This is a genomic window from Parvibaculum lavamentivorans DS-1 (assembly GCF_000017565.1).
Taxonomy (GTDB): Bacteria; Pseudomonadota; Alphaproteobacteria; order Parvibaculales; family Parvibaculaceae; genus Parvibaculum; species Parvibaculum lavamentivorans.
This window is the reverse complement of sequence record NC_009719.1, coordinates 3,053,018-3,074,837: the sequence shown is the minus strand read 5'-3', so window position 1 is coordinate 3,074,837 and position 21,820 is coordinate 3,053,018. Positions and strand designations below refer to the sequence as shown.

Below are 21,820 nucleotides of genomic sequence, written 5' to 3'. Positions count from 1 at the left end.
CTCCTCACGCGATGTGTCGGCTGCCCGGCTTTTCCGCCGGAAGCGCCGCAAGTTCCTTGGGCAACTTGTCCGGCGCATAAGCTGGAATGGCGATCCGCGCGAGCGAGATGAGCTTCGTACCGACCTTTGCCTTGCCGCCCGACCTGTCGATCAGACAAGCGGCCGCCACTACTTTTGCTCCTGTTTTCCCGATCGCCTCAATGCACTCGCGCGAGGAAAGTCCCGTCGTCACAATGTCTTCCACCATCACAACCCGCATTCCCTTCGTCAGGGGAAATCCGCGCCGCAGAACGAATTCGCCCTGCTCCCGCTCGACATACATCGCCGGCACCTTCATATAGCGCGCGGTCTCGTAGCCGGGGATAATGCCGCCAACTGCGGGCGAAACGATGGCATCGATCGGCCCTTTGACTTCCTGCCGGATTTTTTCCGCCAGCGCCTTGCAGAGCCGTCCAGTCCTTTGCGGATTCATGAAAACCAGGGCTTTCTGCAGGAAAACCGGGCTGTGAAGCCCGGACGACAGGATGAAGTGCCCTCTCAGCAACGCTCCGGCCTTCTCGAATTCCTTGAGAACCTTTTCTTGATCCATTTTTATCGCTCTTGTCTTGGGGGAAAGGAACGCCGTCAGCGGCGCGGACGGACAACACTGTTGACGCAAGACAAACCGTTCAAAGCCGACATGACGCGCGTCAAATGTTTAAGGTCGCGGACCTCCAGATCGATCTGGATATCGTAGAAATCCGTGTCGCGTTGCGTCAGCGAAAGGTTGGCGATGTTGCTGCCATAATCGGCGATAAGCGTGGAGATGTTAGCCAGCGATCCGACTTCGTTTCGGGCTGTAACGCGCAACCGCGCCGGGAATGTCTGTGGATGATCGGGGTCGATGTCCCATGTTGCATCGATCCAGCGCAGCGGCTCGCCATCAAATTCTTCAAGCGCGGGAGTATCGATCGGATAGATCGTTATGCCTTCGCCCGGCATCATGATGCCGACAATCCGCTCGCCCGGCAGCGGAAACATGTCCGGTGCAAAACGGGTCACAAGCCCCGCCGCGCGGCCGGTAACACGAACGGAGCCACCGCGCTCGTCCTTGCCATTCATCTTCGCCCCGCGCTTCCGGCCATCCTTCGGCGTCGGCTCGGTCGGATAGACAACCTGCAAGACCTGAGGCGCGCTTAATGTTCCGTCGCCGACCGAAGCAAGAAGTTCATTGAGATCGCTCTTCCGAAGCGGTCCGATCGCGCGCTCCAGCAGAGTGTCGGTCGCTTCCTTGCCCGCTTGCTCGAAAGCGCTCTTCAGAATTTGCCTGCCGAGCCGGCTGAATTCCGCCTGCTTCGTCGCGCGGATGGATCGGCGGATGGCTGAACGCGCCTTCCCGGTCGCAACGAACGCTTCCCATGCAGGAGCCGGACGTTGTGCCTGCGAGCGAATGATTTCGACTTCGTCGCCATTCTCGAGATGCGTGCGAAGCGGCATGTGACGCCCGTTTATCTTGCAGCCGACACAGGTGTCGCCAACTTCAGTATGGACCGCATACGCAAAGTCGATAGGCGTCGCGCCGCGCGGCAGCGTAATTAGAAGTCCATTGGGCGTGAAACAAAAGACCTGGTCCGAGAACATCTGGAGCTTGGTGTGTTCCAGAAACTCTTCCGGCGTCCCGCCATGCTCCAACATCTCGATAAGCTGCCGCAACCAGCGGAATGTTCCTGCGAAATCACCGGATGTCTCGTCGTCCTCGCCGCCGGCTGGCGCCTCCTTGTAGAGCCAGTGCGCGGCAATGCCATATTCGGCCACTTCATGCATTTTCCGCGTGCGTATCTGCACTTCGGCGCGCTTCTTCTGCGGCCCGATCATCGTCGTATGCACGGAGCGGTAACCGTTCGCCTTGGGTGTCGAGATGTAGTCCTTGAATCTTCCGGGCACCATCGGCCAGTTGGTGTGAAGAATGCCGACGGCGCGGTAGCAATCCGGCACCTCGTCGACCACGACCCGGAAACCAAAAATATCCGAAAGTTGTTCGAGCGAAATCGCGCGGCGCTCCATCTTGCGCCACATCGAGTAGGGCCGCTTCTCGCGCCCGATTACCTCGCAGGAAAGCCCCTCCTCGTTGAGCTTTGCCTTGATCTCGTCGGCAATAAGCTTGACCGTATCCCCGCTCGCCTCACGGAACTCATTCAGCCGCTTCAGCAATGTCTCGCGCGCTTCCGGGTTCAGCTCCTTGAACGCAAGGTCTTCCAGTTCCTCACGCACTTCCTGGATACCCATGCGGCCCGCGAGGGGGGCATAGATTTCCATCGTCTCAAGCGCGATGCGCTGCCGCTTGTCGGCCGAAGAAATGAAGTGGAGGGTCCGCATGTTATGCAGGCGGTCGGCGAGCTTCACGAGCAGAACGCGAATATCGTTCGACATGGCCAGCAGGAACTTCCGAAAGTTTTCCGCTTGCTTCGACCGTTCCGAGGTGAGTTCGAGACGCGTGAGCTTCGTCACGCCGTCGACAAGCCCTGCCACCTGCGCGCCGAAAAGCTTGGTCAGCTCCTCCATCGTCGACCCGGTATCTTCGATGGTGTCGTGCAGCAACGCCGTGACGATCGTCGCGGTGTCGAGCTTGAGGTCGGTCAGAATGCCGGCCACTTCGATCGGGTGAGAGAAATAGGGATCGCCGCTGGCGCGCTTCTGGCTGCCATGCTGTTTCATGGCATAGACATAGGCACGGTTTATCAGGGCTTCGTCCGCCTTCGGATCGTAGCCGAGCACGCGATCTACGAGCTCATACTGACGTAACATGCCTGTTAGTCTCCTGCGGCCTCTCTTGCGAACTTCCTAACGCTCGTTCCACGCCTCAAACAAAAAGCGCCGCCCCTCACCTTCCGGCCGGGCGGCGCTCAAACCGATTGACGTCTGCGTTGGGCCGAAAGCCCGTTCCGCTCGTTCTCAGTCTTCCCCGTCCATATCGTCGGCATCGGCGGACTTCTGCTGCGGCGAGTCGATCTGGCTCTGAATGGCCCGCAGCAGGTCTTCCTCGCTCATCCGCTCGCCACCGCCTTCGGCCGCACCGAACGTATCTTTCACTTCGCCGGCCGCTTCGCCCGACATCAGAAGCTGCATCTGCTCGACTTCCGGCTCTTCGGTCTCGACGCGGCTCTGCATGCTGCCGATCAGCTCTTCGCGGAGATCTTCCGGCATGATGGTCCGGTCGGCAATTTCGCGCAGCGCAACGACCGGGTTCTTGTCATTGTCGCGATCGACAGTGAGTTCGGCACCCGCCGACATGGCGCGCGCCCGGTGCCCCGCGAGCAGAACGAGCTCAAAGCGGTTCGGCACCTTGTCGACGCAATCTTCCACGGTCACTCGGGCCATTGCAAAACTCCAGTATGGCAGGATCCTGATTGGCCCTGTATGTAGGGGCTGGATCACCAGAAAGCAAGCAGTAACAGGCTCTTACGAGCGTATCTGCGACAATTCAACTACCCGTCCGCTCAATTCCGGCCAGACCACCGGGCCCCAATGCGGCAATCAAGCGGTCGACACTTTCTCCCGTTACCGGGTGCCGCCATTCAGGCGCCACATCGCGGAGCGGCAGAAGCACGAAGCCTCGCAGCGCGATTCCCGGATGCGGCAGCGCAAGCGGCAATTTTCCCGCTCCCGCATCGGCGCCACGGGGTCCCGCAGCCGGCATAATCATTCCCCGGTAGTCCAGCAGATCGAGATCGAGGGGCCGGGACGCCCATCGCTCCCGCCGCACCCGGCCGAAGATAGCTTCGATCCGGTGCAGGATATTGAGAAGATCCGCGGGCGGCAGGGCCGTCTCGATGGAGACGACAGAATTAACGTAATCAGGCTGTACATAAGAGGAAAGCGCCGGCGTCTTGTATAGATGCGCACATTTCACGACGCGAATGCCGAACCCGGGCATCACTGCCAGCGCAGCCTCCAGCGTCTTCACGGGGCTGCCATGCACGGTGGCCAGGTTGCCGCCCAGTGCCACAAGAATGCCGGGAATATGTGGCCTGATATCAGACATCATAAATGCTTCCCTTCATGCGCCACTGCATTACTTGCGGTTTACGCGCCCCGGTCGTAACTCTCATGGTGCTTGTCGGCCCATTACGGCATTCAGCATAGAATTTCTTAGCATAATCATTCTATTACAGGAGTTTTCAGTGATTTTTTATCCGAACGAACGCATTGCTCTCTTCATCGATGGCGCCAATCTCTACTCCGCCGCCCGGGGCCTCGGCTTCGATATCGATTACAAGCGCCTTCTGGATCACTTTCGCTCGAAAGGCGTCCTCGTCCGGGCTTTCTACTACACAGCCCTCCTTGAGGATCAGGAATATTCTCCCCTTCGCCCGTTGATCGACTGGCTCGATTACAATGGCTATGCGGTTGTTACCAAGCCCGCCAAGGAATTCACCGACGCCACCGGCCGCCGCCGAATCAAAGGCAACATGGATATCGAACTGGCGATCGATGCGCTCGAAATAGCGGACAAGCTCGACCACCTCGTCCTCTTCTCCGGTGACGGCGACTTCCGGCGCCTGGTTGATGCCGTCCAGCGCAAGGGCAAGCGCGTCACGGTCGTCTCGACGATGCGCAGCCAGCCTCCCATGATCGCGGACGAGCTTCGCCGCCAGGCGGATCAATACGTCGAACTTGAATCCATGCGCGATGCCATCGGCCGCAGCCACTCCGACCGTCCGGCCGCACCGCTCCGCAACGATGATGATTTCGAGTATGACGACGAAGAAGACGACGAGATCGAACGCCCGGCGCGCGCCTGATCGTGAGCTCCTTGGCCCCCTCCTCAGGTCTGTCGGCGACCATCCCTGAAGCGCCGCTCGACTGCCCGCTCTGCCCGCGTCTCGTTGCCTATCGGCAAGACAATGACAGGGCGCACCCGGACTGGTTCAACGCGCCTGTCCCATCCTTCGGCACCGGCAATGCTCGCCTGCTGATTGTCGGCCTGGCGCCGGGCGTTCAGGGAGCGAACCGTACCGGCCGGCCTTTCACGGGCGACTATGCGGGCGATCTCCTCTACGCCACGCTGCTCGAATTCGGCTTCGCGCGCGGCACCTACGACGCCCGCCCCGATGACGGGCTCGAGCTGGTCGGCGCGATGATTACCAATGCCGTGCGGTGCGTGCCGCCGCAAAACAAGCCGACGCCCGCCGAGGCCAAAACCTGTCTTCGGTTCCTGTCTGCCCGCATTGAGGCCCTGCCGGACCTTCAGGCCGTTCTGGCCCTCGGACGCATCGCCCACGACGCGGTGCTCTCGGCGCGGGAGTTGAAACGCTCATCCGCACCATTCGGCCACGGCGCGCAACACGATCTCGGGCAGGGTTTAAGGCTTTTCGACAGCTATCATTGCTCTCGATACAACACGAATACGCGGCGTCTCACACCGGATATGTTTCGGAGCGTCTTCAGCGATGTCAGGGCCTATCTCGACGGCAAGGGCCGCTAGCCCTTCTCCCGCATCAGCCGTGCCTTGTCGCGCTCCCAGCTCCGCTCTTTCAGCGTTTCGCGCTTGTCCGCAAGCTTCTTGCCCTGCGCAAGACCGATCTCGACCTTCACGCGCCCCTTGTCGGTGAAATACATCCGCAGCGGCACGACGGTCATGCCCTGCCGCTGCACCGCCGCGGCCAGCTTCTCGATTTCCCGTTTGTGCAGCAGCAACTTTCGGGGCCGGCGGGTCTCGTGGTTGAACTGGTTCGCCTGCAGGTAAATCGGGATATAGGCGTTGACGAGCATTACTTCGCCCGTGCGCGTCACCTGGGCATAAGCCTCATTGAGGCTTCCCTGTCCGGTCCGAAGCGATTTGACCTCGCTTCCCTTGAGCTCGATCCCGGCTTCGAACGTCTCGCCGATGCTGTAGTTGAAGCGCGCCTTGCGGTTATCCGCGATGATTTTCCGGCCGTCTCCGGCCTTCTTCTTGGCGCCGCCGCTCTTGGAGGACATAGCTCCTCAATTTCCCTTCCGGCGCATCAGTTGAGAAGCCCGGCACTGCGCATGGCGCCCAGAACCTTCTGCTCAGCCGCGGCACTTGCCGGGACGAGTGGCAGCCTCAATTCGTTGGCGCAGAGCCCCAGCAGGTTTGCCGCATACTTTACGGGCGCCGGATTCGGGTCCACGAACAGCGCGTTGTGAAGCGGCATCAGCCGGTCCTGGATTTCCAGCGCCTTCCTGTAGTCCCCGTCGAGCGTCGCTTCCTGAAACGCCGAGCAGAGCGCCGGCGCAACATTGGCCGTCACCGAAATGCAGCCCACGCCACCATGTGCGTTGAAGCCAAGCGCCGTCGCGTCTTCACCCGACAACTGGCAGAACTCCGCCCCCATTTCCTGCCGCTGCAGGCTGACCCGCGCCAGATTGGCCGTCGCGTCCTTCACCCCGACCACGTTCTTCAACTCGAAAAGCCGCGTCATGGTCTCGAGCGTGATATCAACGATGGTACGCCCGGGGATATTGTAAAGAATGATGGGAATATCGACCGCATCATTCACTGCCTTGAAGTGGGCAAAAATGCCTTCCTGGGACGGCTTGTTGTAGTAACCGGTCACGCTCAGAACGGCGTCCGCCCCGACCTTCTTGGCAAACCGGGTCAGTTCGATCGCTTCCACCGTATTGTTGGAGCCTGCCCCGGCAATGACCGGCACCCGCCCCTTCGCGGTCTTGACGCACAATTCGACGACGCGCTTGTGCTCGTCATGGCTGAGTGTGGGCGACTCGCCGGTCGTCCCGCACGGGACGAGCCCGTGGGTGCCCTGCTCGATCTGCCATTCCACAAGTTTCACGAATGCAGCCTCATCCACCGCGCCGTTCTTGAACGGCGTTATGAGCGCGACATACGATCCCTTGAACATGACTTAGGCTCCGTTGCCCCGCTTGCGGCGGGCGAATTTCAATCGGGTGGTTCCGAAGGCGCGCAAGATAACCATAAGTAGCGACGCCAGCAAGAAAACTGCCCTTGGTCCCGCTTGCGGCCTATTGCGACGCCTGTTAGCACATAGGTAGTCTCGATAGTGGAGAATCCGATGCTGCGAGGTCTTTCGCATCGGGCTGTCCGGTGCGGTAGCGGCGATCCGGAGGCCCTTCATCAGGAGAAGCCTCGGGCGGATCGGGAACTTCGGATTTTTCGGGTTTTGCAGGTGGGCTATTCGTCCCGGTTGAGTTATTTCCCCGTTCTGGCTGCCCTCGTGGCGGCGAGCTTCGCCTTATGCGCTGAAGCCGGCGCTTCCACCTTGCCCATACCCCGGCCCGACGCAGGCGATCCGCCCGCACGCCTCTCGGTGGTATCTAGCGCTCCCACCGCAGCCGCAACTCCCGGCAACACCCTATCCCGCCTGGGCGCCGCTGAACTCGCGGCGCTACGCAACGCCCTGTCTGAAGCGGACCGAGGCAACTGGAGCGCCGCCAGCCGGCATATGGCCGGGGTCTCCGATCCGGCTGCGATCAAACTCGTCACCTGGACGCGGCTCATCGCCGATAGCAGTAATGCCACTTTTGCAGAACTGGTCGCCTTTCGAGAGCAAAACCACGACTGGCCGCGCCGTCATGTGCTGGCTCTTCGGGCCGAAACAGCACTCCTCTCTTATCCCATGTCCGCCGACGATGTAATTGCCTGGTTTAGCGCCAATCCTCCCCAAACCGGCGAGGGACGCATCCGCTATGGCAAAACCCTGGTCGAGGCTGGCCGCGAAAAAGAGGGCGCTGAATGGATTCGCAAAGCATGGATCGAGAATGATTTTTCCACTCGCCGCCAACAGGAAATACTCAAATCTTTCGGGAAATATCTGACGGCAGACGCGCAGCAATCAAGGCTTGCACGTCTCTTGTGGGAGCAGCGGACAGGCGACGCGCAAACGACGGCTGCGTTGATGGGAGCCGAAGTGCGCGCACTTGCCGATGCTCGCATCCAGCTCATTTCCGGCTCGAGCAAGGCTCAAGCGGCCCTTTCTCAGGTTCCCCCCGCACTCCGCGCCGATCCCGGCCTTCTGTATGATCAGGTTCGGTATGAACGCCGCAGGGGTAACGACCATACGGCCTTGCCGCTGCTCCTTACCGCACCGACCGAACCTCACAAGATGGTCCGGCCCGACAGCTGGTGGGTCGAGCGCAAAATTCTCGCCCGCAAGGCCATGTCGGATGGCCTCTATGCCGAGGCTTACAAGATTTCCGCAGGCAGCGGTCTTACCGAAGGCGTGGGTTTCGCGGAAGCGGAATTCATGGCCGGCTGGCTCGCGCTTCAATATCTGAACAAGGCGGACACCGCACTTGCTCACTTCAAAAAGCTGGGCGCGGGCGTGTCCACGCCGATCAGCAAATCACGCGCCGAGTATTGGTCCGGCCGGGCCGCATCTGCTGCGGGACGTAAAGATGAAGCAACCGCCTACTACCGTGCCGCAGCCGCTTATCCCACCACCTTCTATGGGCAGCTCGCCACGGCCGCTCTCGGCTCCACGGGCGGCGACGGCAAGCTTCGCCTACCGAACGACCCGGCACATTCCGCCGATGCCAAAACGCGCTTTGCAAAACGCGAGCTGGTCCATGTTGCGAACATCCTGCAGGATCTCGATCGGCAACAGCAGCGCTGGGTCTTCATGTTGCATCTCGCAGACATCATCGATGATCCCGAGGAACTGGCCGCCCTGTCCGAAATGGCCCTGAAGTCCGGCGATCAGAAACTCTCGCTCCGCATGGCAAAGGCCACATCGCTCCGCAACATTGTATTGCCTGGCTATGCCTACCCGACGGCTGCAATGCCGCAATGGACACACAGGGGGCCGCCCGTCGAAAAGGCGCTGGTTTATGGTCTTTCGCGTCAGGAAAGCGAGTTCGATCCTCAGGCGCTGAGCCCGGCGGGTGCTCGCGGCATCATGCAGCTTATGCCGACGACGGCACGCATGGTGGCAAAGCAGGTCGGCCTTCCCTATTCTCCGGCCAAGCTTACCGATCCCGTCTACAACGCCACCCTTGGCGCCGCCCATCTCGGCGATCTTGTAGAGAACGAGTTCGGTGGCTCCTACATCATGAGCATTGCCGCCTACAACGCCGGCTCCTCTCGTGTACGCCAATGGGTCACCCAATATGGCGACCCGCGCTCGACCGCTGTTGATCCCATCGACTGGATCGAGAGCATTCCCTTCTCCGAGACACGCAACTACGTGCAACGTGTCATCGAGAACATGGAAGTTTACCGCAGCCGCCTGAGCGGCGATGTCGAACCCGTCCGTATCGACGAGGACTTGCGTCGTCATACCGGCGCACCGATCTCGACTCCGGCGCCCACACCACGCCTGACCAATGTTCCCCTCGCGCCTCCTTCCGCAGCGCCAGCCATGACCACACCCGCCGCGAATGCACCCGCCCCGGTCGCACCACCTGGCTCCGTGAGGATGGCACCTGTTGTCGAAGCGGAAGATGGGCGCGCGTCGACTACGGTTCGTTAAAGCAGCGAGCCATCTTGCTGCCGCCGCATTGGTTGCACATGATCCCCCCGTCACATGCTGTCCGGAGACTGATCCCCCATGGCGCTTCCCTATCGCGAGCTATTCTATACCAGTCAGGACGGCCTCCGGCTTTTCGCCCGGGACTATGGCGACCGAACCTCTCCCGGTACGCCGGTTATTTGCCTGCCGGGCCTGACCCGAAATTCAAAGGACTTCGAAGCGCTGGCGGTTCACCTCTCATCCCGCCACCGTGTCCTCTGCCCGGACCTGCGCGGCAGGGGGCTTTCGGAATATTGTCAGAACTGGTCCGACTACACGCCGGCCCACGAGATGATGGACACTCTCGACCTCATGGCCGCAGCCGGCGTTGCGCAAGCGATCTTTGTGGGCACGTCGCGCGGCGGCCTCATCATCATGGCGCTTGCCGCCTTTCGCCCGAATGTCATCAAGGCCGCGATCCTGAACGATGTTGGTCCGGAGCTCGACCCAAAAGGCATTGAGCGGATCGCCGGCTATGTCGGCATCATGGAGACACCCGCCACCTGGGACGAAGCGGCGGTCAAGCTTCGCATGATGAATGAGCGCGAATTTCCAAATCTGTCGAGCGACGACTGGCGTGCTTTCTCCCGCCGCACATTTGCCGAGGAAAGCGGCGCACCAAAGATGGACTACGACCCGAAGATAGGGACCGCCATGCGAAAGGGCATGGACGCCGCGAAGGGCGAAATTCCAACCCTGTGGCCGCAATTCAAGGCACTCGCCCAGATGCCTGTGCTGGTTGTTCGAGGTGAATACTCAGACCTTCTGACGGCAGAAATCGTGGCGCGAATGACCGAAGAGCATCCCCTGATGAAAACCATCGTCGCGAAGGATCGCGGTCACGCACCATTCCTCGATGAGCCGGAAGTACTCGCCGCCATCGACGCGTTTCTGCAGAACGACATCACCTGATTTATTCGTTGGATTGAACAGCCTCGGGTGCCTCCGGCTGGGTCTTGCCGGGAGGGGAAGCAATAATATCCTGCGCCGCCTGCAAACGCATGGCCCCCCGAACGGCATGATGGGCGATGCGACGCATGAGATCTGCCTCGCGCATGGCATCATCGAGATAGGCGAGGTAAACGAAATCGCCTCTCGATGCCGCCGACAGGACAACCTGCTTTATCTCCTGATATTGCCCTTCAAATCGATTTCCCGCCGCCGTCAGCCATTCGACATCGGTATGCGCAGCGTAGTTTTGTGGATCAGCCAGAAAAGCGGCCACGGCCTGCCTGTAATCCGCGAGCGCCCGGCGCGCGCTATCCGGCATCCGCGCCTCAGTCGCCGTATATGTCATCAACGCTTCGAGCTCGTGTACTGTCCCATTGCAATGCTGCAGGGCGCGCAGCGCATGTGCGAGGGCGTCCGGCAGTCCGGTAGGCAATCGCGCTTCCGACAGGTCGGCCGCATATTCCCTGATCGTTTCCGCAAGCCGCGAAGCGACCAGGAACCTCTGGCGTAGATACGCCGCCTTGCCCGCGGGATCCCGCAAATAACTCGCTCCTGCTTCCGCTACAATCGCTTCAAGCCTTTGCAATTCCAGCAAAAGGCTGGGCACCGCAAGCGAGGGCACGTCCCGCAACGTCTGATCCAGGTACCGCGCTCTGGCTTCGTTTTCGTCCTCGGAGACAAATAGCGTCTCAAGCTTGGCGATCAGCCGATCGGTCAGTCCCCAGAACAGTACGACCCCCAGAACATTGAACAGGGTGTGAAAGAGCGCGAGAACGGCTGCCGCACCAAGTGCCAACTCGGTAACCGCGAGCCACGAAATGATCGCAACGAAGCCAGGCAGTATGAGAAATGCGATCGCACCTGTCGCAAGATTGAAGATCAGATGACTGGCCGCCACCCGCTTGGCGTTCGAAGTGGCATTGAGAACGGCGAGAAGCCCCGTCACGGTGGTGCCGAGATTGGCCCCGATAACCATGGCGGCTCCCGTCTCCAGCCCGATCAACCCGCTGGACACAGCAGAGAGCGCAATCGCAATGGACGCACTGGACGACTGCGCCAATGCCGTGATGAAAAACCCGGCCAGTACGAACAAAAAATCCTGCATGAAGCCGTCGGAAAGCGCATCGACAGAAAGCCCTGCCGCTATGCCGCCGAAGCTGTCTTTCAGTACCGCCACCCCGAGGAAGAACAAGCCGAATCCGGTCAGAGCTTCTCCCAACGCTCCGCGTGCAGACCCCGGGGATGTCAACCGCACCATCATCCCGACGCCCACCAGCGGCAGCGCGAGAAATTCGATATTCACGTTGAAACCGATGATCGCCACCATCCATCCGGTCATGGTAGTGCCGACATTGCTGCCGAAGATTACCCATACCGCCTGTCTGAGCGTCAGCACCCCCGCGTTGACGAAGCCGATCGTAGCGACCGTAACAGCACTGGAAGACTGCACCAGCGCCGTCACGGCAAAGCCGGAGACCAGCCCTCTAAGCCGGGTGTTCGTCCATCGCTCAAGCAAGGCTTTCAGCGAGGGGCCCGCCGCAACCTTCAGCCCTTCCGTCATGAGCCACATGCCCACCAGAAAGAGGCCGACGCCGCCGACAAGACCGGTCACACTTTCGATGCTCATGGGGTCCCCTTCACACTCGCCGTGTGCAGTATCGCAATTTCCTCCCGTCGTTGGATAGGGCTACCCGCGCGACACTTTGAGCATCCGCGTCGCTCCCGCTTGAAACTCAAACGGCACCGTCACCAGTTCCGGACGCGCTCCATCCGCCGACAGCGCCTCGATGATACCGGGAAGGTGGCTTGATGGCCTGCCATCGAGATTGATGAGCGGAAACACCCGCACCTCAGCTGCCACCCGCAAAAGTTCTTTCATCCCTGCCAGGTGAAATGCGAAGTCGAGATCGTCGCCATACAGAAACAGTAGATGCGACGAAACCGCCAGCCTGAATGCTTTGTCCGGAAAAGGCAGAAAGGGCAGCGAGGCCGGTATATAGCGCCCTTCCCTTTTCCCCGCTTCAAAATCGGCAAGAAACAGGTTGAGCGCCTCTCTCCTCAGCGCGTGTACTGCGTCTTCCGAGCGGTAATAGCTCCACTTGAAGCGATATGCGGCACGGCGCATGCCAGCCCGCATGGCAAGCGCCACCTCTTCAAATCTTCCCCGGATTTCCGCTCCGGAAAAGCGGTACAAAGGATCGGCCGCAACCACAAGCGATCCTCGGGCAGCAGCTTCAGCCGCAAAAGACGAAGGTCCGCCGCCAGCGTCCAATATCGGAGACATGTCACCGAGGCGCTCCAATCCGAGAAATGCCTCATACTCACAGAGGCGGCGACCCCATGGCACAACGCCATCCAGCTCGAATTCATTTCGTGAGGCTTGTTCGAACTTTCTCATCTTTCCAGCACCTCCAGGCGCATTGGAGCCACCCCGGAGAAGGCGCTCTTTCGATGAGAATTTCTGCAAACGAAAAGGCCGCCTCCATTAGGGGCGGCCTTTCCGGTTAGTCGTCAGACGACGGAGCGGGGCCACCCTTCAGGTGGTCCACCACGCGCCGATCATGACAAACGAAGTCATCATTTCATCCTCTTCACCCGGAACATCGACGGGCGAGAGAAATCTATGCCCGCCGTGTCACTTTGCCAAGCGGTAATGCATGACACCCCAGGCAAGATAACCCTTGTCTGCTCCGTCCACCCAGTGGCCGAGTCCTTTGATCATATTGTCGAGATAGGTCGTGCTTGCCCCCTTGGACAAGCGCTCGTAGTTCGCCTTCAATTCCTCGCCGACACGCCAGTAATGCCGCCGCAGCTGATGCGTCAGTACCTTGACTTCGACCTTCTTGAAATCCCTGCGGCCAAGCTCCCTGTCGTAGAAATCGAAGCTGCCCAGTGTTTCCAGATGTATGCGATCGAGAATGGGCTGCAACACGCCTTCGGGGCAATCATCGGCCTGCATTGGATCGGTAAAAATGAACTGGCCACCGGGCTTCAATACGCGCTTGACCTCATCCAGTACGCGCGGACGGTTCCCGCTGTGGAGTATCGCGTCCTGCGACCATACGACGTCCATGCTCTCGTCATCCGCAGGAATATTCTCGAAATCGCCATGAACGACGTCGACGCGCTCTTCCAGTCCCGCTTTCCTGTTCAGCTCACGGTTGAGCTTGTTCTGCGTCTCGCTGATGTTGACACACGTTACATGACAACCTCGTGTCTTCGCGAGATGCCGCGCTGCACCGCCATAACCTGCACCGATATCGAGCACCTTTGACGTTTCACCGATGCCTTGCAGCATCGAAGCCAGAGTTTCGTCATTGCGATGGCTTGCCGGAACGATCGCTTCATTATCGTCCTTGTACATCCCGATATGGATATCCTCCCCGCCCCATATCGTGAAGTAGAAGGAATCTGCGTCCGGGCTGTCGTAGTAAGCTTCGGCCTGTGCGACCGCACTGGACTTATTCGCCTTCATGGTAGGTCTTCTCCGCGACGTGAATAAAGAAATCGGTGTCTTCGTCCTTGTACTTGTCCTGGAAGTCTCCATAGGTGGACACCTTCTGGAACCCGATTTCATGCATGAGACGCCGCGTGTAATTCTTCCGTAGAGGAAACATGTTCAGGTGATAGACGCTGTCGTCCGGAAACGTGTAGCGGAAGCGGGCAAGTGTCTCATCGACATGCTCCGGTTCAGCCGTAACCTTGTCACCGCAATAGTAGTATTTGTGTTTGGAGCTGAATCCGTGATCCAGAATCGCGTCATAGTTGCGCTGATCAAGTATGAGAATGCCGTCATGCTTCAGCGCCGCATAAAACTCCGCCAGCGCCCGCCGCCGGTCCTTTTCTTCGAAAAGATGCGTAAATGAATTGCCAAGGCAGATAATCGCGTCGAATTTTCCATGCACATCCTTGTTCAGCCAGCGCCAATCGGCATGAACCGTCTGCATGACAAAACTGTGATCCCGGGCATTTGCGAAAGCCTTTGAAAGCATCTCGGCATTGCCGTCGACGCTCGTAACGTCGAATCCCGCTTTCAGCAGCTGCACGGAGTTGAAGCCCGTTCCGGTCGCAACATCCAGCACCTTGTGCTTTCCGCGCTCCTTCAGAATATCGATGAAAAAGTGCCCCTCGCTCTCGGCCCGGCTGTCCCAATCGATGAGATCGTCCCATTTATCTACGAACGACTCGACATATTCGTTCTGGTAGTTGTCCGTCTCCCGCCTCGCCAGCGGGTCATCGCCAAATTCTTGTTCCCTTTTCAGTTGTTTCACGATGACTTCCTCCGGAATGAATGACGGCGACCTGCGCGCATGTCTGCGCTGCCGTCAAAATGCACAAACGGCACCGGCTAAATCGCCGCCGGCAACCTATGAATTCGGTTTCGAAAGCCCGCAAGATAAGCCGCGCACACGCACGAAACGGGCCGCGTCCAAAATACGCCGACGAAACATCGACAAGGTGACTGGAGTCACAGGACGCGACTGGGGACCGCGCTGCATCTTGTGATACCGCGCGCAATATGCCCTCTCAGCTGACGCAAGCTAACAAAGCTGATCGTCAGTATCAACCGCAAGCCGAAGAAAATTAAAAAACCGCCGTCCTGTAAGGATTTCTTTGATCATGCTTCATCTGCAACGACGCCATCTACCCTGCGCTTCCCGTTGAGGTTTTCTTCATCGAGATATCGCGACCGCACTTGCGGTAGAGAATCCGGATGACGCTCTCGCAAATATGAAACAAGTTTCTCTCGTACATAGCAGCGCAGATCCCAGGCTTGCGGTGAAGTGGCCGCACTCACCAGTGCGCGAATTTCGATGGAACGGTCACCGGCATCCGTCACCTGGAGGTTGACTACCTTGCCATCCCATAGAGGGGACGACTTTGCCACTTCGTTCAGATGCTCCCTTAGCTCGTCGACTGGAAGGTTATAATCCGTATAAAGATAGACGGTCCCTATGATCGATGCGCTCTCTCTGGTCCAGTTGGTGAACGGGTTCTGGATGAAATAGGACAGCGGCACAATCAGCCGCCTCCAGTCCCAAATGCGGATCACAACATAGGTGCCGTTTATTTCCTCGATCCACCCCCACTCCCCTTCGACCACCACCGCATCGTCGATTCGGATGGGCTGTGTTATGGCGATCTGTATGCCCGCAATGAGGTTTTCCAGCACGGGGCGCGCAGCAAATCCCAGCACAAGGCCCGCAGCACCTGCCGAGGCAAAAACACTGATCCCATACTGGCGCACGGACTCAAACGACATCAGCCCCGCGCCCAGCGTCAGCAAGACGACAAGCGTGTCCGCTACACGGCGAAGGATGCGTAGCTGCGTCACATGTTTTCGGGCGAGAAGATTGTCCGCAACGTCCAGCTCGAAGCGAGCCATGTAAATGTCGGCAGCGATATGGGTCGCCACCAGCACGGACCAGCCGATAATTACGATAAGGCAGGCACCCAGAATGGAGGAGATAACGGAAAGGCTTTCATCCGAAAGCGGGGCCATCTGAATGGCGAGGGACGCTGCAATAAAAACCGCAATCGCGCAGGTTAGAAGCCGGGTTCTGCGCACCAATGTTTGCACATAAATCGCACGCTGCGAAAACAGCGTTGTGAACACTCTGATCGCGATCGCGTGTGCGACAATGGCGAAGATCGCCCCCATAGCCACCAGAAGTATCGTGGCGCTCCATGCGGGCATCCAACCAAGAATTTCATAGAAGAGCGAAATTTGGGGGTCGGACAAGGCAGCTTCCGTTGATCTGGTAGGGTTCTGCCAATAGAGCTAGGGCGCTACATCCCCAGAGCAAGCTCTAGGTGTTTGAGCTTGAAGGGCATCGTCCGGAGCGTGCCGCGCAGTGCATTCATCTGGGCTGCAACTGTTTCGTCAAATCTTCCGCATGTAAGGAACTTGGCAGGCCGCTTGGCCAGCGCCGCCACACGTCTGCCCCTTGTTCCTCCCGGCTCAGTCCTGCTCTCCTGGTTCGACCTTCAACGTCGGGATCGACCAATTGTAGAAGATCGCGAGAAGCCGGATTATCAGCACCACACCGCTTGAAATCCAGAATGTCAGCAGAGGAGGCAGGCCCATCCAGTCTGCAAACACAAACAGCAATGCGCCGCAAAGCGCGGCAAGAGCATAAACCTCCTTGCGCAGGATAGTCGGCGTCCGGTTCGCCAGCACATCGCGGATGACACCTCCCGCGATGCCTGTAATGACACCCATAACGACAGCGACGAAGCCTGACGTCTCCATCTCGAGCGCCTTGCGCGTGCCGAGTGATACAAAAACCGCAAGTCCTACGGCATCTGCAATCGCGACCGGCCGCCTGACCCGGTGCGCAAAGCGCGCAAAAGGAATAGTGGCGAGCGCAACACAGCCCGCCAGCAAAACGTACCACGGGGCCGCCATCCAGAAGACCGGCACGTCGAGCAACAGGTCGCGCACGGTCCCGCCACCCACGGCGACGATAACGCCCAGCACCATGACGCCGAACCAATCCATCTGACGTTCTCCGGCGACAAGCGCCCCCGAAACCGCGAAGGCGGCAATACCGATGAACTGCAGCAACATGAGGATTTCGACATGGGTCATGCAGCCAAATCTATGCGGTGGCAAAGGCAAATGCCAGCCGTGGACTTCGGCATGCTGCACCGCACCGGACAAGAGAATGCCTCCTTGCCCGCACGCTCCGTGCCCCGCTACTCTCCTCCGCACAGAAATTATCCTAGAAGGTCATATGCGTTACGAACGCAGCATCCGCCACGGCAAGCTCGGCGTCCGGACCAAGCTCAGCCAGGGCATCGGAGCAGTGCCCGATACCATCAAGAATTGGGTGTTCAATACCTTCACCCTGCTTTTCTACAATCAGGTGCTCGGTGTCGACGCCTTCATGGTCTCTGTCGCCTTGGCCATCGCCATCGTCTTCGATGCCGTCACGGACCCGATGGTGGCGACCCTGTCGGACAATCTTCACACCCGCTGGGGCCGCCGCCACCCCCTTATGCTGATCGCATCGATACCGCTCGGCCTGTGTCTCTTCGCCGTCTTCGTACCGCCTGCCGGTCTCGGGCCGGCCGGCCTCTTCGGCTGGCTGCTGACCTTCACGATACTGACGCGCGGCTTTATGACCCTCTACTTCGTGCCATGGGCCGCCATCGCCGCGGAACTGTCCGACGATTATGTGGAGCGCACCTCTGTCATGGCCTATCGCTTCGCGATCGGCTGGACCGTCGGTGTGTCATTTCCCCTCATCGTCTTCAGCGTATTCATGGTGAGCACCGAAGCCTATCCTGTCGGCCAGCTCAATCCGGCTGGATACCCCGCCATGGCGGCCCTCGCAGGCTGCCTCATGGCATCTGGCGCCCTCGCCACAACGCTCCTCACCTGGCGCGAAATCCCCTATCTGCGCAAGCATGCCGACGCTCCGCCCGCCTTCGGCTTTGTGCAAATCCTGCGCGAGCTCGGGGCGGCGTTGCGCTACGACCAGTTCGCACTGATTTTCGTGATCCTGTTGATGATCGGCGCGATCGGCGGCACGACGGCGAATATCGGCATCTACATGATGACATTTTTCTGGGGCTTGTCGGGAGAACATCTCCGATGGTTCGCCTTTTCGGCCTTGGGCGCCGTCTTGGCGTTTCCTCTCGTCGCCATCGTTCAGCGCCGCTGGGAGAAGAAGCAGATACTTTTCACCTGCGCGATAATCGGCCTCGCGGACGGGATCATCCTGGTTCTTCTCCGCTTCATGGGTATTCTGCCGGAGAATGGCGATCCGCTTCTGCTCGTAATCCTCGTCTGTGCCGGCGCGCTTTCCGCCGGCATCGCCGTCATCCAGGGCATCATCGGTGCATCGATCATCGCCGACCTGCTGGACGAGCATGAACTCAACACCGGCCAGCGTCAGGAGGCGATGTTCAATGCCGCTCTGTCATTCTCCGGCAAGGCGACATCGGGCCTCGGCGTTCTTGTCGGCGGATTGGTCATCACGATGATCGCATTTCCCACGCAACTGGCCCCGGCGGAGATAACCCCGGACAAGGTTTTTCATCTCGGCCTTGTGGTGGGCATCCTCGTTCCCCTCCTTTATCTCATTCCTGCCAGCCTGATCCGGAAATACCGGATCACCCGGGCACGCCACGCCGAAATCCGCGCCGCCCTCGCCGCACGAGCGGCAGCCACCTCAGACCTCGCGTGAAGGAGGTTTCGGGGGAGCAGAACTATCCAGCGACAAAAAGATGCGTCTTGAGAAAGGCGATCTGATCCCGCAGCACCATGTCTCGAATATCCTCTCTGTATATTTCGAAGTGGCGGATGGGATAGCGGCGAAGCTCGCCACGCGGCGCCTTTTCCGCAAGCTCGCGCACGGTTTCCGGCGGCGTCTCCTTGTCGCCTTCCGCCATGCAAACCAGCAGCGGTGCAGATACAAACGGCGCAAAATTTCCCGGCTTGTAGAAGACCATTTCCAGCAGAATGCGCGGCGCCACCTTATTTTGCCAGGTCGTAGCGCCTCCTCCGCTCATCGCTTCGACGGCAGCGGCCGCATCGTCTGACGCCATAACCGCAAATTCTCCTTTATGGCCCACAGCGGCCATGTAGACCGGTGAAAGCCCCAGCTTGCCGCGCAACCAGTCTTTCAGCATGGCTCCAACGATCTGCCTTCGGCGCCCGGCGGTCATTCCCTCCACCTTCTTCGGAAAACCGTTAAAGGGTACTTGGGAAATCACCGCTGCTACGCGTTTGTCACGCGCGGCAGCGACAACCACATGCCCGCCGCCAAGCGACGAGCCCCACAGCACAACTTTCCCGCTGTCGATATTGCTCTGTGCCCTGACGAAAGCAATGGCCGCTGCGATGTCGTTGAGCTGCCGCTCGATCGAAATCACCTGCCTGGGCTTCCCGCCGCTCTCGCCGAAATTCCGGTAGTCGAAAGTGAGCACCGCGAAACCCGCCTCGCTGAAAGCCGCTGCATGGTCCTGCAGCCGATCCATCGTCCCGCTGAAGCCATGGCACATGACGAGGCAGGCAAATGGCGGTGCCCCTGCCGGCTCATGCAGGTATCCCTTGAGCGTCCACTTCCCGGATTTGAACGAAACTGGCCGCCGCGTCCCCATTCGCCTACCTCCTGGCCCTATTAATACGATACAGATATGTATCGTATTAAAGCCTTCAAGGGGCACCCTGGCGCAAAATCTCCTTGAGCCCGAGTGCCGCCACCAGCCGCCTCAGATAGGCGCGGGCCTGAGCCTCGGTTGGCGGCTCGGTTCGCAGCAGCAGCAGATTTGTGAATGCACCCGCCATCATCGCATGCAGCATCTTCGTATCGACGGAGCGGGGAATGAGGCCGTCGCGTTGCGCCTGGTCGAGCAGCAACTGGAACGCCGCCATGCGCGGCGCCAGAACGCCGTCATAGTAGATTTTGAAAAGCTCAGGCGCGGCCAGAAGTTGCGCCGCCAGCGGCCGTGCCATCGGCTGCGCCATCAAGCGCGGCACTTCTTTGATCGTCAGCTTGAGAACATCCGGCAGCGACAATCCGCGCCAGTCATCCGCTGCCGCCTCGGTCGCCAGCCGCACGGACGCGACCGCATCGGCCAGCAATTCATTCTTGGACGTCCACCGCCGGTAAAGCGTGGTGCGGGCGACGCCGGCTCGCTTCGCTACTTCTTCGACCGTCGTACCCGCCGCGCCCCGCTCTATGAAAATCTCGAGCGCGGCCCCGAGGATCGCGGCATCCGCGGCCTGATCGCGCGGGCGTCCCGGCCCCGATTTGCCGCTTACGGTCATGGAATCCGGTTCGACTTGTCTGACATGGACTGGAAAATGGCGGAGAGGATGGGATTCGAACCCACGGTACAGCTTTACACTGTACAACGGTTTAGCAAACCGCCGCCTTCAGCCACTCGGCCACCTCTCCGGCTCCCCGTGTATGCCCAAGATTGCGCGCCGCATCAAGCGCGATTCCGCGGGTATCAGGCGTCAGGTCAGGCTTTCGGCTTGCCGTGGTAGCGAATAAGCCCTTCCTGCGCCACAGAGGCGACAAGCTTGCCGTCCCGCGTATAGAGGCTGCCCCGGTTGAAGCCGCGTGCCCCGGACGCGCTGGGACTGTCCTGGGTATAGAGCAGCCACTCATCGCTGCGAAACGGCGCATGGAACCACATGGCATGGTCGAGGCTGGCAGACTGCAGCTTTCCCGACACCCAGCTTACGCCGTGGGGCCGGATGCATGTGTCGAGCAGCGTCATGTCGGAGGCATAGGCCACGATGCACTGGTTCAACGCCACATCGTCGCCGACGCTTTTGCGCGCGCGAAACCAGACATGCTGGAACGGCTCCATTGGTTCCGGATCGATATAGTCCTGCGGATTGACCGGGCGGATCTCAATGGGTCTCGGTCTGGAGAAGTGCTTCGCGATTTCGGGGGGGAGGCGCGATTCAATCGCGCGCCGCAGCTCCCGTTCGTTCGGCAGGTCTTCCGGCTGCGGCACGTCCGGCATCGTGCTCTGATGCTCGAAACCCGTCTCGGGCGACTGGAAAGAGGCCGCCAGGTTGAAAATCTGCTTACCGTGCTGGATGGCAACGACGCGCCGCGTGGTGAAGCTCTTGCCGTCGCGCGCCCTGTCCACCTCATAGACGATCGGTACTTTCGGATCGCCCGGACGGATGAAATAGGCATGAAGAGAATGGCAAACCCGCTCCTCGACGGTCCGGTAGGCAGCCACGAGTGCTTGCCCGATCACCTGCCCGCCGAACACGCGCTGCCAGCTCACATCCGGGCTGTGGCCGCGGAACAGATTCATCTCGATCCTCTCCAGGTCGAGAAGTTCGATCAGGTCTTCGACGGCATTTTTATCGGCTTCGGGGGAATCGGTCATGGCCTCTCCTGCGGCGCGGGCGCTACGGAAGGCGGAACATAAGCGCAAGGGCCGGCGCTGTCACCGGCTTTGGCTGGACCGAAGAACAGGAATGAATAAGGCGGTTTTACTGGGTGGTGAGCCACTCGCGCGCCTGGCGCTGCGCCTCGGCAATCTGCGCCGGCGTCATCTCAACCGTCAGTTCCGCCCGGCATGTCCGCGCGGGCAGGCTGCCTTGCATCGCCGCCAGGTTGAACCATTTGTGAGCCGTAACGAGGTCCACCTCGACGCCGTTTCCGGTCGAATACATCAGCCCCAGATTATAAAGCGCATCACACTTGCCACCTTCGGCGGCAAGCTCGCCTCTCTCGAGCGTATCGAGTTGCATGCGAGCCATGTGCTTTTCTCCTCAGGATATCGGCTTCAAGCCCAGTGATTGCCGTATCGGCGGAACATCGCGTTCCATCCCCGCAATCAATTTCCATGACCCCGCTGAAAAAATGGTTAACGCCAGCCTCACCATGAGAAACATGTGC

At 59.8% G+C, this 21,820-nt stretch carries 21 protein-coding genes and 1 tRNA gene; 5 read left to right on the top strand and 17 right to left on the bottom strand.

Annotated features, from left to right (window positions below; all coding sequences use genetic code 11):
- Positions 1 to 4: 4 nt before the first annotated feature.
- The 4 genes from pyrE to folK all read right to left on the bottom strand — a co-directional run bounded on the left by pyrE (position 5) and on the right by folK (position 4,024).
- Complete coding sequence (gene pyrE, locus PLAV_RS14570; RefSeq protein ID WP_012111792.1) at positions 5 to 589, bottom strand: orotate phosphoribosyltransferase; 585 nt, start codon at positions 587 to 589, stop codon at positions 5 to 7.
- Positions 590 to 624: 35 nt separating this feature from the next.
- The gene (locus PLAV_RS14565) at positions 625 to 2,784 is read right to left on the bottom strand and encodes a RelA/SpoT family protein (protein ID WP_012111791.1); all 2,160 of its coding nucleotides are present in this window, start codon (positions 2,782 to 2,784) and stop codon (positions 625 to 627) included.
- 147 nt (positions 2,785 to 2,931) lie between these two features.
- Positions 2,932 to 3,357 carry a DNA-directed RNA polymerase subunit omega gene (gene rpoZ / locus PLAV_RS14560; RefSeq protein WP_012111789.1) on the bottom strand — a complete coding sequence of 142 codons (426 nt, stop codon included), beginning with the start codon at positions 3,355 to 3,357 and terminating at the stop codon, positions 2,932 to 2,934.
- A gap of 103 nt (positions 3,358 to 3,460) precedes the next feature.
- Positions 3,461 to 4,024: a 2-amino-4-hydroxy-6-hydroxymethyldihydropteridine diphosphokinase gene (gene folK, locus PLAV_RS14555; protein WP_012111788.1), complete on the bottom strand. Its 564-nt coding sequence runs from the start codon at positions 4,022 to 4,024 to the stop codon at positions 3,461 to 3,463.
- A 139-nt stretch (positions 4,025 to 4,163) separates the two neighbouring features.
- Between folK and PLAV_RS14550 the strand changes: the two genes are divergently transcribed.
- Both PLAV_RS14550 and PLAV_RS14545 read left to right on the top strand, forming a co-directional pair.
- Positions 4,164 to 4,781, top strand: a complete 618-nt coding sequence (locus PLAV_RS14550) for a LabA-like NYN domain-containing protein (RefSeq protein WP_049767880.1) — start codon at positions 4,164 to 4,166, stop codon at positions 4,779 to 4,781.
- 11 nt (positions 4,782 to 4,792) lie between these two features.
- Positions 4,793 to 5,464 carry a uracil-DNA glycosylase gene (locus PLAV_RS14545; RefSeq protein ID WP_012111786.1) on the top strand — a complete coding sequence of 224 codons (672 nt, stop codon included), beginning with the start codon at positions 4,793 to 4,795 and terminating at the stop codon, positions 5,462 to 5,464.
- Here PLAV_RS14545 and smpB read toward each other — a convergent pair.
- Entirely contained in the window at positions 5,461 to 5,958 is a 498-nt protein-coding gene (gene smpB / locus PLAV_RS14540) for an SsrA-binding protein SmpB (protein WP_012111785.1), read from the bottom strand. The genes PLAV_RS14545 and smpB overlap by 4 nt on opposite strands.
- A gap of 26 nt (positions 5,959 to 5,984) precedes the next feature.
- Positions 5,985 to 6,860, bottom strand: a complete 876-nt coding sequence (dapA, locus tag PLAV_RS14535) for a 4-hydroxy-tetrahydrodipicolinate synthase (RefSeq protein ID WP_012111783.1) — start codon at positions 6,858 to 6,860, stop codon at positions 5,985 to 5,987.
- Positions 6,861 to 7,193: 333 nt separating this feature from the next.
- Here dapA and PLAV_RS14530 point away from each other — a divergent pair, with 333 nt between their 5' ends.
- Both PLAV_RS14530 and PLAV_RS14525 read left to right on the top strand, forming a co-directional pair.
- On the top strand, positions 7,194 to 9,446 hold the full coding sequence (locus PLAV_RS14530) for a lytic transglycosylase domain-containing protein (RefSeq protein WP_168713207.1): 2,253 nt from the start codon (positions 7,194 to 7,196) through the stop codon (positions 9,444 to 9,446).
- Positions 9,447 to 9,524: 78 nt separating this feature from the next.
- Positions 9,525 to 10,397 (top strand): alpha/beta fold hydrolase, encoded by an 873-nt coding sequence (locus PLAV_RS14525; RefSeq protein ID WP_012111781.1) that lies wholly within the window; start codon positions 9,525 to 9,527, stop codon positions 10,395 to 10,397.
- A 1-nt stretch (position 10,398) separates the two neighbouring features.
- Here the strand turns inward: PLAV_RS14525 and PLAV_RS19075 are convergent, their stop codons facing one another.
- The 6 genes from PLAV_RS19075 to PLAV_RS14495 form a co-directional block, all read right to left on the bottom strand.
- Positions 10,399 to 12,063 carry a Na/Pi cotransporter family protein gene (locus tag PLAV_RS19075; RefSeq protein ID WP_012111780.1) on the bottom strand — a complete coding sequence of 555 codons (1,665 nt, stop codon included), beginning with the start codon at positions 12,061 to 12,063 and terminating at the stop codon, positions 10,399 to 10,401.
- Between the two features lie 60 nt (positions 12,064 to 12,123).
- Positions 12,124 to 12,903: an SAM-dependent methyltransferase gene (locus tag PLAV_RS19535; RefSeq protein WP_143710233.1), complete on the bottom strand. Its 780-nt coding sequence runs from the start codon at positions 12,901 to 12,903 to the stop codon at positions 12,124 to 12,126.
- A gap of 168 nt (positions 12,904 to 13,071) precedes the next feature.
- A complete protein-coding gene (locus PLAV_RS19920; RefSeq protein ID WP_012111778.1) occupies positions 13,072 to 13,911 on the bottom strand; it encodes an SAM-dependent methyltransferase in 840 nt (279 codons plus the stop codon).
- On the bottom strand, positions 13,898 to 14,707 hold the full coding sequence (locus PLAV_RS19915) for a glycine/sarcosine N-methyltransferase (RefSeq protein WP_012111777.1): 810 nt from the start codon (positions 14,705 to 14,707) through the stop codon (positions 13,898 to 13,900). The genes PLAV_RS19920 and PLAV_RS19915 overlap by 14 nt, the downstream gene beginning before the upstream one ends.
- A 347-nt stretch (positions 14,708 to 15,054) precedes the next feature.
- On the bottom strand, positions 15,055 to 16,179 hold the full coding sequence (locus PLAV_RS14500) for a mechanosensitive ion channel family protein (protein ID WP_012111776.1): 1,125 nt from the start codon (positions 16,177 to 16,179) through the stop codon (positions 15,055 to 15,057).
- 219 nt (positions 16,180 to 16,398) lie between these two features.
- Positions 16,399 to 17,100: a trimeric intracellular cation channel family protein gene (locus tag PLAV_RS14495; protein ID WP_168713206.1), complete on the bottom strand. Its 702-nt coding sequence runs from the start codon at positions 17,098 to 17,100 to the stop codon at positions 16,399 to 16,401.
- Between the two features lie 73 nt (positions 17,101 to 17,173).
- Here PLAV_RS14495 and PLAV_RS14490 point away from each other — a divergent pair, with 73 nt between their 5' ends.
- A complete protein-coding gene (locus tag PLAV_RS14490) occupies positions 17,174 to 18,631 on the top strand; it encodes an MFS transporter (RefSeq protein ID WP_012111774.1) in 1,458 nt (485 codons plus the stop codon).
- Positions 18,632 to 18,653: 22 nt separating this feature from the next.
- Here the strand turns inward: PLAV_RS14490 and PLAV_RS14485 are convergent, their stop codons facing one another.
- The 5 genes from PLAV_RS14485 to PLAV_RS14465 form a co-directional block, all read right to left on the bottom strand.
- Positions 18,654 to 19,547, bottom strand: a complete 894-nt coding sequence (locus PLAV_RS14485) for an alpha/beta hydrolase (RefSeq protein ID WP_012111773.1) — start codon at positions 19,545 to 19,547, stop codon at positions 18,654 to 18,656.
- Positions 19,548 to 19,602: 55 nt separating this feature from the next.
- The gene (locus PLAV_RS14480) at positions 19,603 to 20,217 is read right to left on the bottom strand and encodes a TetR/AcrR family transcriptional regulator (RefSeq protein WP_012111772.1); all 615 of its coding nucleotides are present in this window, start codon (positions 20,215 to 20,217) and stop codon (positions 19,603 to 19,605) included.
- A gap of 37 nt (positions 20,218 to 20,254) precedes the next feature.
- A tRNA-Ser gene (locus tag PLAV_RS14475) sits at positions 20,255 to 20,347 on the bottom strand.
- A gap of 67 nt (positions 20,348 to 20,414) precedes the next feature.
- On the bottom strand, positions 20,415 to 21,305 hold the full coding sequence (gene tesB / locus PLAV_RS14470) for an acyl-CoA thioesterase II (protein ID WP_012111771.1): 891 nt from the start codon (positions 21,303 to 21,305) through the stop codon (positions 20,415 to 20,417).
- Positions 21,306 to 21,411: 106 nt separating this feature from the next.
- Positions 21,412 to 21,681, bottom strand: coding sequence for an SEL1-like repeat protein (locus PLAV_RS14465; RefSeq protein ID WP_012111770.1), 270 nt, complete (start codon positions 21,679 to 21,681; stop codon positions 21,412 to 21,414).
- Between the last annotated feature and the right edge of the window lie 139 nt (positions 21,682 to 21,820).

Bases quoted from the DNA above. Each gene is read 5' to 3' on its own strand.
- pyrE (WP_012111792.1), bottom strand. From the start codon at position 589: ATGGATCAAGAAAAGGTTCTCAAGGAATTCGAGAAGGCCGGAGCGTTG.
- PLAV_RS14565 (WP_012111791.1), bottom strand. From the start codon at position 2,784: ATGTTACGTCAGTATGAGCTCGTAGATCGCGTGCTCGGCTACGATCCG.
- rpoZ (WP_012111789.1), bottom strand. From the start codon at position 3,357: ATGGCCCGAGTGACCGTGGAAGATTGCGTCGACAAGGTGCCGAACCGC.
- folK (WP_012111788.1), bottom strand. From the start codon at position 4,024: ATGATGTCTGATATCAGGCCACATATTCCCGGCATTCTTGTGGCACTG.
- smpB (WP_012111785.1), bottom strand. From the start codon at position 5,958: ATGTCCTCCAAGAGCGGCGGCGCCAAGAAGAAGGCCGGAGACGGCCGG.
- dapA (WP_012111783.1), bottom strand. From the start codon at position 6,860: ATGTTCAAGGGATCGTATGTCGCGCTCATAACGCCGTTCAAGAACGGC.
- PLAV_RS14525 (WP_012111781.1), top strand. From the start codon at position 9,525: ATGGCGCTTCCCTATCGCGAGCTATTCTATACCAGTCAGGACGGCCTC.
- PLAV_RS19075 (WP_012111780.1), bottom strand. From the start codon at position 12,063: ATGAGCATCGAAAGTGTGACCGGTCTTGTCGGCGGCGTCGGCCTCTTT.
- PLAV_RS19920 (WP_012111778.1), bottom strand. From the start codon at position 13,911: ATGAAGGCGAATAAGTCCAGTGCGGTCGCACAGGCCGAAGCTTACTAC.
- PLAV_RS14490 (WP_012111774.1), top strand. From the start codon at position 17,174: ATGCGTTACGAACGCAGCATCCGCCACGGCAAGCTCGGCGTCCGGACC.
- PLAV_RS14485 (WP_012111773.1), bottom strand. From the start codon at position 19,547: ATGGGGACGCGGCGGCCAGTTTCGTTCAAATCCGGGAAGTGGACGCTC.
- PLAV_RS14480 (WP_012111772.1), bottom strand. From the start codon at position 20,217: ATGACCGTAAGCGGCAAATCGGGGCCGGGACGCCCGCGCGATCAGGCC.
- tesB (WP_012111771.1), bottom strand. From the start codon at position 21,305: ATGACCGATTCCCCCGAAGCCGATAAAAATGCCGTCGAAGACCTGATC.
- PLAV_RS14465 (WP_012111770.1), bottom strand. From the start codon at position 21,681: ATGGCTCGCATGCAACTCGATACGCTCGAGAGAGGCGAGCTTGCCGCC.